The sequence below is a fragment of the Streptomyces sp. NBC_01261 genome (assembly GCF_036226385.1).
Taxonomy (GTDB): Bacteria; Actinomycetota; Actinomycetes; order Streptomycetales; family Streptomycetaceae; genus Streptomyces.
On record NZ_CP108463.1, the window covers coordinates 180846 to 193522 of the forward strand.

At 68.3% G+C, this 12677-nt stretch carries 6 protein-coding genes and 1 pseudogene; all 7 read right to left on the bottom strand.

Translation table 11 applies throughout. From position 1 onward, the window contains the following. Nucleotides 1–36 precede the first annotated feature (36 nt). Nucleotides 37–1716, bottom strand: coding sequence for a glycoside hydrolase family 27 protein (locus tag OG226_RS00705; protein WP_329347285.1), 1680 nt, complete (start codon nt 1714–1716; stop codon nt 37–39). A gap of 37 nt (nt 1717–1753) precedes the next feature. After that, complete coding sequence (locus OG226_RS00710; RefSeq protein ID WP_329347286.1) at nt 1754–3181, bottom strand: arabinofuranosidase catalytic domain-containing protein; 1428 nt, start codon at nt 3179–3181, stop codon at nt 1754–1756. Nucleotides 3182–3618: 437 nt separating this feature from the next. Further along, nucleotides 3619–5088, bottom strand: a pseudogene (locus OG226_RS00715) (endo-1,4-beta-xylanase); the annotation flags it as partial. Between the two features lie 94 nt (nt 5089–5182). Next, nucleotides 5183–6304 carry a ricin-type beta-trefoil lectin domain protein gene (locus OG226_RS00720; RefSeq protein WP_329347287.1) on the bottom strand — a complete coding sequence of 374 codons (1122 nt, stop codon included), beginning with the start codon at nt 6302–6304 and terminating at the stop codon, nt 5183–5185. A gap of 55 nt (nt 6305–6359) precedes the next feature. After that, nucleotides 6360–8810: an RICIN domain-containing protein gene (locus OG226_RS00725; RefSeq protein WP_329347288.1), complete on the bottom strand. Its 2451-nt coding sequence runs from the start codon at nt 8808–8810 to the stop codon at nt 6360–6362. A gap of 115 nt (nt 8811–8925) precedes the next feature. Further along, a complete protein-coding gene (locus OG226_RS00730) occupies nt 8926–10521 on the bottom strand; it encodes an arabinofuranosidase catalytic domain-containing protein (RefSeq protein WP_329347289.1) in 1596 nt (531 codons plus the stop codon). Nucleotides 10522–11778: 1257 nt separating this feature from the next. Then, on the bottom strand, nt 11779–12294 hold the full coding sequence (locus OG226_RS00735; protein WP_329353272.1) for an Imm21 family immunity protein: 516 nt from the start codon (nt 12292–12294) through the stop codon (nt 11779–11781). Nucleotides 12295–12677: the final 383 nt, after the last annotated feature.

The following is a 12677-nucleotide window of genomic DNA, read 5'->3' on the forward strand; positions in this document are numbered from 1 at the left end:
GGCACCGAAGCTGCCGGTGGCCGAGGGGAAGGGGAGTCATCCCAGCGTCCACCGCTGGCTGCTGCCGCCGTTGCAGGTCCCCAGCTGGGCGAGGGCGCCGTCGGCCGTGGCCCCTCCCGTGACGTCCAGGCACAGGCCGGACTGGACGCCGGTGATCGTGCCGTTGGCGTTCAGCAGCCACTGCTGGTTGCTCTGGCCGTTGCACGACCAGGTCTCCACCTTCGTCCCCGGCGAGGTCTGGTTGTTGTAGGCGTCGAGGCACATCTGGCTGCTACCGGAGTAGACGGTGAGCTGGTTGGACGTGGAGTGCGTCCATGTCTGGTTGGCCCCGGCGTTGCAGCTCCAGATCTCCACCTGGGTGCCGGCGGTCTTGGCCGAGCCGGGTACGTCCAGACACTTGCCCGCACCCACCGCGTGCAGCGCACCGGTCACACTGGTGCCGCCGCCGCTGGTGCCGCCGGCGACCCGGTACATCACCGTTCCGTGCGCGGGCACCGAGGCGCTGATCGTTCCCGAAGTGGTCGAGGAAGCCCCCGACCACAGATCCGTCAGGGCATAGCTGGATGCCCCGGTCTTCCCGATCGCGGCCGCGGTGGTGGAGATGGTCGCCGTCGAGCCCGTCTCGTTGAACAGCGCCACCGATACGTCCCCGTTGGCCAGAAGCTTGGCCAGCACGTCCAGGCCGCCCGAGGACGACACCATGGTGCCCTGCTTGCCCAGGGAGTCCTGGTCGACCGCGATCACCCGGGAGTTGGTCAGCGTGGACACGGTGTCCGCACTGGCGGAGGGGATGTTCGTGCCCGCGATCAGCGGCGCGGCCATCTGCGCCCACAGACTGAACTCGCTGCGGCTCTCGGTGGACGTCATCGAGCCGTTTCCGACCTCCAGCATGTCGGGGTCGTTCCAGTGGCCGGGGCCGGCGTAGGAGGCGAGTCCCACGTTGCTGTGGAAGATCGACAGCATGCTGGAGAAGTTCGCGCTGACGTCCCCGGTGGTGCGCCAGCTGTTGCCGACGCCCGCGCCCCAGGTCCACACGTTCTCCTGGCCCCAGTTGCACAGGCTGTACAGGATCGGCCGGTTGGTGGCAGCCAGGGCGTCCCGCATCGCGGTGTACCGGGTCTGCCCGGGCACCCCGTTGTTGTTGCAGTTGTCGTACTTCAGATAGTCCACGCCCCACGACGCGAACGACTGCGCGTCCGTGGTCTCGTGCCCGAGGCTGCCCGGATACCCGGCGCAGGTCGCGGTGCCCGCGTCCTCGTAGATCCCCAGCTTCAGCCCCAGCGAGTGCACGTAGTCCGCGGTGCCCTTGATGCCGTCGGGGAACTTGGCCGGGTCCGGCACCAGACGGCCGCCGGAATCACGGTTGTGGGTCATCCAGCAGTCGTCGATGTTGACGTACGAGTAGCCCGCCGCCTGCATGCCGTTGGTGTGCATCGCCTGCGCGGTGGAATTGATCAGCGACTCGGAGACGTTGCAGCCGTACGCGTTCCAGTCGTTGAAGCCCATCTGCGGGGTCAGCGCGAGCCCGTTGCCGAGCGCGGCGGGCTGCTCCGTACCGACGGAGAGCGCGGCGGCGGGTTGTGCCGTACCGGCACAGAGCAGAGGAGCACCCGCGGTGAACAGCGCGGTCGAGAAGGCGAGGGCCAGTGTTCTGCGCAGGGACAGCAGCGACGGCAGGGGCCACAGACTCTTGGCTCTCGCGGTGGTCGTGGGCATAAGTCATCGACTCCTGGGCCGAGTTGGGAGCGGAGGGTCAGCGGTAGCCGGCGGCGGTGATGTTGGCCTGCACCGCGTTGTCGGTTGCGTCGGAGGGATAGCCGGCGACCATGGCTCCCTCGTAGAAGGTGCCGGCGCTCAGGTTGGCGCCGCCGGCGGGCTTGCAGCAGTCGCCGCCACTGCCCAGGACGATGGCCCCTTGCTTCTTCATGGGGCTGTATCTGCCGGGAAGCCCGCCGTCCCACAGGGTGGTCAGGCTCCCTGACTGGGCGTTGCCGCCTTTGAGGGCGAACCTCGACGTGCCGTTGTTCTTCAGCATCGCGGTGACGAACTTGCCGGGAAGAGCCCGCTGGTTGGTGTTCCAGGACTGGCTGCCGCCGGAGTACAGGCCCCATTCGAGATCGGCCTGCACCCAGGGACCGCTTCCCGAGCAGCCGCCGAACCAGCACTCGGTGCCGAAGTTGATCGCGTCCATCGCCCCCGCGGCGTCGGCCTTCCGTGTCGTCTCGCTGTTGCCGTAGTCGAAGCAGCAGCCGTTGTTGACGTGGGTGCCGCTGGTGACCATGTACGCCCCTTCGGGTGCGCTGCCGGTCGGCACGCCCGTCAGGTGGCCGTCGCGCCAATAGCTGTTCCCGGGGTTGACGTACAGCGAGTACGCCTTGGTACCCCCGGCGGTCAGCGACTCGGAGGTCGCCTTCGCGGGGCTGCTCTGGCTCGAGCCGGGGACCTGGGCCGATCCCTGGTACCACAGGTCGTTGCCGTGTCCGGACTGGTCGCGGACGGCCGTGATCACGCATGAGGTGCCGGCGCAGAACGAGTCCTGCGCGGCGGCGTCGGCGAAACCGCCGGCCGCCAGCACACCGATGTCCCTGGTCGCGTTGTCCGAGGAGCGCCTGACCTGGTAGAGAGAGCCGTTGTACGACCCGTAGAGCGCCCGCACGGTGCTGTGTGCGGCCACGCACGGCGTGCCCCCCGCGGCGTAGATGTCGCACGGGCCCGTCCCGTTGGGCGGGGGCGGAGGTGTGGACGTGGTCCACTTCTGGTTGCTCTGGCCGTTGCAGGTCCACAGGATGACCGCGGTGCCGTTGGCCGTGCCCGCCGCGCTCACGTCCAGGCAGAATCCTGAGGCGACACCGGTGAGGGACCCGTCGGAGTTCTGTCGCCACACCTGGGTCGGCCGCCCGTCGCACGGCCGGATGACCACCGGGGCTCCGGGAGCCGTCCGGCTGTCGTAGGCGTCCACGCACCGGGTGCCGTTCATCGTCCTCAGCTCACCCGCCGCCGTGGACTCGAACGCCTGGTTGGCCTGGTTGTTGCAGTCCCAGATCTCCAGCGCCGTGTCCGATGTGTCGACGTTGCCCTTGACGTCCAGGCACCGCCCCGACGCCGGGCTCACCAGGGCCGCCGCGGACGCCGGCGCCGACCAGGTCGGCGCTGACGCCAGCAGCATGGCCAGCAGAGCCATCACGCATACGGCGGCCGCCGCCGGTAAGCGGGGTGCGCGAGCCGCGGTACTGCAGAGCGGAGTGGATGAAGGCTGCATTCTGTGTCCTTGGATATGCGGGGGGACGCGGACGGAGAGTGCCGTGCCTGTCCGAACGGGGTCGGAAGAGGAGTCGACCGCTCCCGTCAGGGCGCCCGAGGGGCACTCACAGGGAACACTCAGACATCCCATGTCGCATAGTGATCCCACAGCCATATCACCGTGTCAATAGACATTTCCGAGCGACAAGAACCCGATCCATCCCATTTATTGGTCCTGGTCAGGCCGCCATGAGGGCACGCCGAAACCCGCGTCCGGCGACGGTCGCCGTGCCGGACGCGGGGTTTCGTTCCCAGGGCTCCCGACCTGGACTTCGCAGCAGGTCCGGGGCAGGAGCGCGCTGGGCGCCGATCACCTCACCGGAGGTTCCAGTGCTGGTTCGCACCGCCGTTGGAGTCCCAGATCTGGACCGGGGCCCCGTTGCCGTTCTGCCCGCTGGGGATCTCCAGCGCCCGGCCGGAAGCGACGTTGGTCAGGGTGTACGAACCGTCGCCGTTCTGGCTCGCCCGCCAGTGCTGGTTGGCGCCGCCGTTGGAGTCCCAGATCTCCATCCGCGTGCCATTGCCCGTCTGGCCGCCCGGCTCGTCCAGCACACGCCCGCTGGCGATGTTCGTCAGTGTGTAGGAACCGTCGCTGTTCTGATTCGCCCGCCACTGCTGATTCGCGGCAGTGCCATTGGCATCCCAGACCTGCAGGAGTGTGCCGTTGCCCGTCTGGCCGCCCGGCACGTCCAACATCCGGCCCGCAGCGCCGTCGCTCAGCGAATAAACCGTACCCGAGACGATACCCCCCGGGTTCCCCGTACTGCCGCCCAGCGCGGACAGGACCGAGTCGTAGGCCGGCTTCTTGTTGCCGTTGTTGTCGAACAGCAGCGGGTTCTCCCCCGTCCGCCACGAGTCGCTGTCCCTGATCCCCCACGTGGTGATGCCGGTGCAGCGGGCGACGTTCATGCACGCCCTGACCGTGTTGGCGTAGGCGGTGGGGGAAGCCTGGGCGATGTCGAGTTCGGTGATCTGGACGTCGACGCCGAGAGCGGCGAAGTTGGACAGGGTGGTCTGGAAGCTCGACGGCGGGCCGCCGGCGCCGAAGTGGGACTGGAGGCCGACGCAGTCGATGGGCACGCCGCGCGCCTTGAAGTCCTTGACCATCGCGTAGACGCCCTGGGTCTTGGCGTCGGTCCAGTTCTCGATGTTGTAGTCGTTGTAGCAGAGCTTGGCCGAGGAGTCGGCTGCCCGGGCGGTGCGGAACGCCTCCTCGATGAAGCCGTTGCCGAGCACGTTCTGGAACACCGAACTGCGGTGCTGGCCGCTGCCGCCGTCGGCGAAGGCCTCGTTGACCACGTCCCAGGCGTAGATCTTGCCCTTGAAGTGGTTCATCTCCGTGGTGATGTGGTTGTTCATCACGCTGCGCAGGGTATTCGCGTCGCCGATGGAGCTGACCCAGCCGGGCAGTTGGGAGTGCCAGACCAGGGTGTGGCCGCGCATCCGCTGTCCGTGTGCGGTGGCGTGGTTGACGATCTGGTCGCCGGGGCCGAAGTTGAAGTTGCCGCGGGAGGGCTCGGTGGTGTCCCACTTCATCTCGTTCTCCGGGGTGATCATGTTGAATTCCCGGTCGAGGATCGTGGAATACGTCGAGTCGCCGAGCTTCCCGGCGGCCACGGCGGTTCCGAAATAGCGTCCGCTGCCGGCCGCGGCCGAGCCCAGTGTGCCGGAAGCCGCATGTGCGGCGGGGGCCACGGTCGCGGCCAGGACCAGTACGGTGCCGACCGTCAGACCGGAGGCCGAGACCAGGGCCTTGCGGAGACGGGGCTCTTCGTTGAGCCATGACATGAACGATCATTCTCCTTGTGCGGGGACGGGGGATTCCGATCAGGGGGAAACACCGAACGCGAGACGCTGCTGCGGTGGTACCGAGTCCTGCGGCTCAGGAGACCGGCAGAGCGCTCCACTGCTGGTTGGCACCGCCGTTGCAGTCCCACAGGACCAGTTGCGTACCGTCGGTGGTGGACGCGCCGGGGTCGTCGAGGCAGCGGCCGGAGACCGGGTTGCGGTAGCCGCCGCTGTACACCTGCCATTGCTGGTTGGCACCGCCGTTGCAGTCCCAGATCTCGACCTTTGTGCCATCGGTGGTGCCGAGGCCGGTGGCGTCGAGGCACTTGCCGAGCGCCCGCAGGGTGCCGTCCGAGTGCGCGGACCACTGCTGCGCGTCGGAGTTGTTGCAGGACAAGATGTCCGCGGCGGTCCCGTTGGCGCTGTTGCCGCCGTTGACGTCCAGGCACTTCCCCGCGATCCCGGAGCGCACCTGTCCGCCCGCGGAAACCGGCGGCTTGATCCAGCCTGCCGCGTCCGCGGCCTGGACACCGACGTTGAAGGCGTCCGCCATCTTGCGGAAGCCGTTGTCGTTGGGGTGCAGGGAGTCGGACAGGTCCGCGCTGGTCAACGCGCTCATGTCCACCAGGCGTACGTGCTTGCCGGCGCTCTGCTCGGCCTGGACGATGCCGGGGAGCCTGGCGTTGAACGCGGGCCGGTTGGCCTCCTCGGTGCCGCTCGTGGAGACGATCACGGTGCCGACGAGGACGGTCGCGTCGGGGGCGTCGCGGGTGATTTGATCGATGAGCGCGCGGAGCCGGTCGGGGGCGGTCGGAACCTGGTAGTTGCCGTTCAGGTCGTTGGTGCCGATCTCCAGGGTGACCACGTTCGGGCGGTAGCGGGCCAGCACGGAGTCCGCGATGCCCGCGATCTGGTCGATCCGCCAGCCGGAGTGGCCTTCGTTGTCCGGGTCGGACATGGTGCCGTTGCGGCCCGAACCGACGAAGTCCAGGGCGTGCCCCTCGGCCGCCAACTGGCTTCCCAGGAAGCCCCGGTAGCTGTTCCCGGACGGGCTGCCGACGCCCCAGGTGATCGAGTCCCCCAGCGGCATCAGCCGCACGGTGGCGGGCGATGCGGCGGACGACAGTGTGCCGGTGGCGGCCGCCGCGGGTAACGCGGCGGTCATACCCAGCGCGCCGGTCAGCGCTGCGGCCAGGGCTGCCGAGTGCTTCTTCATAGGCGTTCCTCACTGGTGCGGGACAGTGGGTGGGGTGAACGAGCCGGCGAGCCGGTCAGCGGGGTGTGAAGTCCTGGTTGGTGCCGGGGCTGTTCTTGCAGGGCCACTGGTCGAGCTGTTGGCCGAGATTGTTGCCGCCGCCGTAGACGTCCAGGCACAGGCCGCTGTTCTGGTTCTGGAAGGCGTACGAACCGTCGGACTGCCGGATCGGCAGCCACAGGCTGCTGGACCCTCCGCCGGGGGCCTGCTGCACGATGTCGGGTGTACCGGCGGCCGTGGAGCCGCCCGAAACCGCCACGACCTGCCCGGAGTTCTGCGCCTGCAACTGTCCGTAGCCGCCCGAGCCCGGCACGAACTGGAACTGCTGGTTGCTCTGCCCGTGGCAGGTCCACTGGTCGACCGTGGCGCCGGCGCTGCCGGAGTTGCCGTACACGTCCACGCACAGGCTGTTGCTGCCGATCACCAGCCGGTGGTAGCCGGCGGGGAAGCCGCCGTCGCCGCCCGCGGGCTGGACGCCTGCCTGCTGGATGACCTGCTGCGCGCCCGTCGGCCAGTTGGTGCCGCTGACCTGGACGTTGCCGGTGAGGACGTTGTTGTGCGGAGGACCGGTGGCGACGTACGTGTTGCCGCCGTCGTACCAGTTGCCGGAGAAGGTGCTGTCGTCGGTGTGGTTGTTCGCGTTGGCATTGGTGAGCGCCCAGTTGCCGGCGTCCTGCACCACGTTGTTCGACACGGTCAGATAGCGGGAGCCCTCGTCGAGATACAGCGCGGTGGTGCGGTGGTTGTCGTACATGTAGTTGTAGGAGATCACCGAGCCGGGGTTCGCGGACAGGTTGTAGATGCTGCCGCCGTCGAACATCGCGTTCTTGGTGTCGAAGATCAGGTTGTAGGAGACGGTGTTGTTCTTCAGCGTCGTGGGAGTGCTGTAGATCGGCTGGTAGTTGTACGTGCCCCGGTTGACGTAGTCCTGGCTGCCGCCCGGGTCGTTGGCGCCCCAGCCCCAACCGATGTCGATTCCGTCGTAGGGCAGGTGGTCGCACTGGTTGTGGGTGATCGTCGCCTTGGTGACGTAGGTCGACAGGATCGCCGCGGTCTCTTTGTAGTCGATGCCCACTGCGCTGACCCGGTTGTTGCTGATGACGATGTTCTGGTTGGTCATCTGCGGGTTGCTCGGGTGGTGTGCGTCCGGCTGGATCCCGCCGACCTGGATGCCGCTGCCGGCGAGATCGGTGAACGTGTCGCCGGTGACGGTGACCCCGTTGGCGCCGAGTCCGGTGCCGGAGGCCGTGGCGACGCCGTCGTTGCCCACGCCGAGTCCGGCCTGCCCGAGTTCGGAGAACGTGTCGCCGGAGAACGTGATGCCGGTGGCGGCGGAGACCTGTACGGCCGCGGGCATCTGCGCCCAGTGGTTACGGGTGGCCTCGAACTGTGTGCACCCCGACTTGCAGGTGTTCAGCCAGTTGGCGGGCATCGCGTAGGCACCGGTGATGTGTGCGCCGCTCTGCTGGTCCGCGTAGCCGTCGGGTCCGCTCGGGCCGAGCCAGGAGGTTCCCGTGAACCGGATGCCGGTGAACGCCAGGCCGGTCGCCGGCGAGCCGTAGCTGCCGCTGATGCCGAGCAGGCTCTGCAGCCGGGGCAGTTCGACGTCGAGGCTGCTCGGGTTCTGTCCCTGCTGGGCCCGGTAGTAGAGGTCGCCGGTGGACGAGTCGAGATACCACTGGCCGGCCTGCTTCAGGAACGCGTAGTTGTTCTCCAGGTACATCGTCCCGCCGGCGAACGGCGCGTTGACGGTGTCGTAGCCCCAGGAGTTGTTGTTCCACGCGGGCTGCTGCATGGTGATGCTTCTGCCGCTGATCGACTGCACCGGCGCATAGCGGTCGGTGAAGGAGTTGAGGCTCTCGACTTCCATGTGGTTCTGGTCCGAGAGACCGGCCAGGTAGTCGAGGGAGGAGTCGGTGACGGTCAGGCCGGTCTGCGTGAAGGTGAATGCGGAGCGGGGCACCTGGATCGCCGCTCGCGGTGCCTCCTTGCCGTTCACGTACAACTGACGTGTGTTCACGCCGCTGCCGACGTGGACCGACCAGATGTCATTACTCTGATCATGAACCTGCCAACCCGATACCTGTTGGGCGCCGGTCACGACCGGCTGCTGCCCGGACACGGCCTGGTAGTTGATGGTGTGGCCGTTCTGGCCGCCGTCGCCGGAGCCGAAGGTCAGCGGCTTGGACAGTCGGTAGGTGCCACCGGCCAGGTAGACCACCACGTCCGAATCGGCCGAGAGCCGGTGCGCGGGCTGCCGCGCCTGGTCGACGGTGGCGAACGGCTGCTGGGCGCTGCCGTCCCCGCCGGAGGCCGCCCCCGGCGCCACGTACAGGGCGGCGGGCGCCGCTCGGGACTCGGCCGGTACGGCGCTCGCGGCCCCGGCCGTGGCCACGCTCCCGGCGAGCAGGGCGAGCAGACCTACGGGGACGGCCCAGAGGCGGCGGAGCACTCTGGCTCTGGACATCGTCATCCTCCTGTGGTGACGCGTGTGCCCGGGGATGTCACGCGGTTGCCTGTGTTACGGGGCCGTGCGCGCCCGTGGCCGACCCTGAGCCGGCCACGGGCTGCAGAGGTTCAGGTCAGCTGAGACGCCACTGCTGGTTCGATCCGCCGTTGCACGACCAGAGTTCGGCCAGAGCGCCGTTGGCCGTGGAGGCGCCGGTGACGTCGAGGCAGAGCCCGGACTGTGTGCCAGTGACGGTGCCGTCGGCGTTCACCTGCCACTGCTGGTTGGCCCCGCCGTTGCACGGCCAGGTCACCACCTTCGTACCGGCGGAGGTCTGGTTGTTGTACGCGTCCAGGCACAGCTGGCTGCTGCCGCTGTAGACGGTCAACTGGTTGGAGGACGTGCGGGTCCAGGTCTGGGCGGCGCCACCGCTGCAGTCCCAGATCTGCAGCTGGGTACCGGCCGTGGTCGACGCATTCGGCACGTCCAGGCACTTGCCCGCGCCCACCGCGTGCAGCGCACCGGTGCCCGACCCGCCGGAGGAGTTGCTGTATCCGGCCGCCGTGATGTTGGCCTGCACCGCGTTCTCGGTGGCGTCCGACGGGTAGCCGGAGGTCATCACACCTTCGTAGAAGGTGCCTTGGGCGCCCTTGCTGTTGTCGCCGCCGATGCCCAGGATGATGGCGCCCTGCTTCCGCATCGGGTTGTAGCCCGCGACGTTGGGACGCACCCCGTCGTAGAAGGTGGACAGGCCGCCCGACTGCGCGTTGCCGCCGCGGATCGCCCAGTGGTTCGGGCCTCCCTTCACGATGGCGGTCGTGTACCGGTAGTTGATGGTCGGGTCGTTCGCGTTGTAGTGCTGGTTGACTCCGGAGAACAGGCCGTTCTCCAGATCGGCCATGACCCAGGGGCCGTTGCCCGCACCGTAGCCCCAGACCTTGATGTTGCCGAAGTAGATGGCCTCCATGGTGCCGTTGCCATCGTCGTTGCTGTCCGTCTCGGCGTTGCCGTAGTCGAAGCAGCAGCCGCCGTTGTAGTGCGTGCCGTCGAAGATCGCGTACATGCCCTCGGGGTTGTCCCCGGTCGCGATGCCGTTGGTGTGGTTGTTGCGGTACCCCGTGCCGGGCGCCACGAAGACGCCGTAAGCCTTGTGACCACCCACCATGGTGGGCGCGGCGGTCGCGTTCGCGAGGTTGTCAGGACCGCCCGCGGCACCGCCCCCGGGCGCCTGGGTGAGGTTGTTGCCGCGGCCCGACTGGTCGTAGATGATCGTGATCAGGCAGGTCGTGCCCGAGCAGAACGAGTCCTGCGCGGCGGCGTCAGCGTATCCGCCGGCACTCAGCAGGCCGATGTCCCGGGTGGTGTTGTCCGAGGCACGCCGGACCTGGTAAAGCGGCCCGCTGTACGCGGCGTACAGCGCACGCGTCGTGCTGTGCGCCGCCACGCAGGGCGTGCCGCCTGCCGCGTAGATGTCGCACGGGCCGGACGTGGCGGCCCGTGCGGTGCCGGACGTGGCCGTGGCGCCGACCAGCGCGCCGGCGACGAGCACAGTTGCGGCCCCCGCCCGGGCGAGCACTCTCGCCCGAGAGCTGCGGGAGCGCTCCCACGAAGGGACGAATGCCTGGTCAGGCACGTTTTCCGCCCTGCCTCGGCGTAGTACCGCCGCGAGCAGCCGTCGGACACCACCATGTCCTGACAGGGGGCGGCGTCTTACACGTGTGGTTCCCATCTCATCTCCCTACCGTGCCGGCGCAACCGAGTCGGGTTGTGTGTGGGTGGCGCCAGTGAACCGGAAGCGCTTGCATGCCGTTTGTGCCGTGGGATTGCAGAGAGGTATCGGGGGGAGACGGTGCTCCCGCCTCACAGGGCTGTCAAGGGAGGCCGAGTCTTCTGCTCCGAACCTTGTCGCGGAATCGATTCGATGGCTGATTCCTGCGGACCGGAACGGATCGGCACGCCCGAGCAGGCCCCATGCAGCGGCAGCCAGGTGGGGGCTTGACCTCCCGCCGCGCACGTGCGGTCGGTCACTTCGGTGTGGCCCGCGGTCCGGCCCGGCATACCTGGGCGACCCGCCATTACGTCGGTGAACAGGGACGCAGCCACCAAACCCGGCCGATGGGCGGCCGGTTCGCCGAACACCGGCCGAAGCGGTGAGGCCTCGATCCGCGCGTCGGCGCCCATTCGCCTCGCGCACGCCATTGACCCCGCATGCCTCCGGTCGTAGTCTCCCGTCGAAGCGCTTGCATGGAATCGATTCGCTCCGTGCTTTTTCAGTGCTGCTGAGATGTGAATCCCAGGTCCCTCGGGCATCTTTGAGCGAGGCCCGTGGCGGGGCCGCACTCGTGTCGAGCCCGGTTCAGGAGGGTCCTGACCCCGCGGGTCCCGATGGTGACGTCGAAACCGAGGGTGTCGAGCTGGGCGGTCAGCCGCCTGGCGTTGCTCACGGCTGAATCGCCTTGCGGCCAGCGCAGCCTTCAGGCGCTTCGAACCGGGCCGGCTGTGTCCGCCCCTGCGCTTGCCGCCCGAAGCGTGATGTCCCGGACACTCCACCACCGCATGCCGTCGCGGATGTGGTGCGGTGGATCATCGGCCATCCCGAGAACCAGAACGAGCAGGCCCGGCAGGACCTCAAGGACATCTGCGACCGGTGCCCGGAGATCGCACAGACCTGCCGACCGGCCCGAGGGTTCACAACCATTCTGCGGCGCCGGGAAGGACACCGGCTCAGGGACTGGCTCCCCCAGGTCGACGACTGCGACATCAAGGCACGACGCACCTTCGCACTCGGCCTGTGCAAGGGCCTGACCGCCGTCGCCGCCGGGCGCACCCTGGCCTGGTGTTCCGGTGCCGTCGAGAGCAACGTCACGCGCGTCAAGCTCCTCAAACGCCAACACTGTGGCCGGGCCGGCTTCGCCCTCCTCAGACGCCGCATCCTCCTCGCCCACCAACCACGCCCACCAACCACGCCCTGCCCCTCGCCGCGGTCTCACGGTCTTTCGGGCAGCAACTGGACCACACCGACCCAAGGGAATTCGCCTGTTGTGTTAACCGCACGGACTCGCCACCGGCCAGCAGGCAGCGGAACAGGAGCCTGGTCCGGCTGGCCGCCGTCGGGGTACTCCTCATCGAGTTCGGCCCCCGGCGTGGTGGAGTCCATGAGAACGGCGGGCCCATCCCTCTCCCAGACGCCGACGTCGTCCCACTCGATGTCGCGATCGGCGAGGACGGTGTCGGCAGCCGCAAGAAGCTCGGACTCTGAGTCGGCAGCGAGCCAGCGGACAAAGACCCGTTGCTCGGGCAGGTACCGGCTGGTGGCGGGCTCATCCGCAAGGACCAGAGCCCGGGCACCACTGCCGCCGACATCAAGCATTCCGGCCCAGCCCTCGACCTCGCAGGCGCGGTCGTAGTCCTCCGAAATGCCCGCTTCCTCGCCCCAGTTCTCCGAACAGCCACCCCATTCGGCCAGCACGGACACGGGCACGACGATCAGCGGGCCGCCCAGCGACTAAACCCAGCCTGAAGAATTTCGTGTTGAACCAGGAACGGCGCGCGAAGAGTGATCCATGCCGTGAGTGTGCCCTCGGCCACTGACAACGCGCCGCCGAGAACCCGCCCCAAGACCGCCTGTTTCACGGGAAGTGCCGAAGAGCCAGTCTGCCGCGTCCGCTGACACCCGCGCACAGAAATCACACCACCCACCGGCCAGAAACCGTTACGCGCCCCGGAGTCTCATCCCGCCACGGTGCCGGCGCACAGCGCCGTCATGGGTACTTTCCAGTACTACGTCAGACACGGAACGCCGACGGTTCCCGGCGGCTCAACGCCGTTCCCCACGAACTCATCGCGCTCTGACCTCCTTCGCCCGCCCGGATCCCGCTGCGGCGC

Excerpts from the sequence above, each read along its gene's own strand:
- OG226_RS00720 (WP_329347287.1), bottom strand. The coding sequence starts at position 6,304 with ATGAAGAAGCACTCGGCAGCCCTGGCCGCAGCGCTGACCGGCGCGCTG.
- OG226_RS00725 (WP_329347288.1), bottom strand. The coding sequence starts at position 8,810 with ATGTCCAGAGCCAGAGTGCTCCGCCGCCTCTGGGCCGTCCCCGTAGGT.
- OG226_RS00705 (WP_329347285.1), bottom strand. The coding sequence starts at position 1,716 with ATGCCCACGACCACCGCGAGAGCCAAGAGTCTGTGGCCCCTGCCGTCG.
- OG226_RS00710 (WP_329347286.1), bottom strand. The coding sequence starts at position 3,181 with ATGGCTCTGCTGGCCATGCTGCTGGCGTCAGCGCCGACCTGGTCGGCG.
- OG226_RS00730 (WP_329347289.1), bottom strand. The coding sequence starts at position 10,521 with ATGGGAACCACACGTGTAAGACGCCGCCCCCTGTCAGGACATGGTGGT.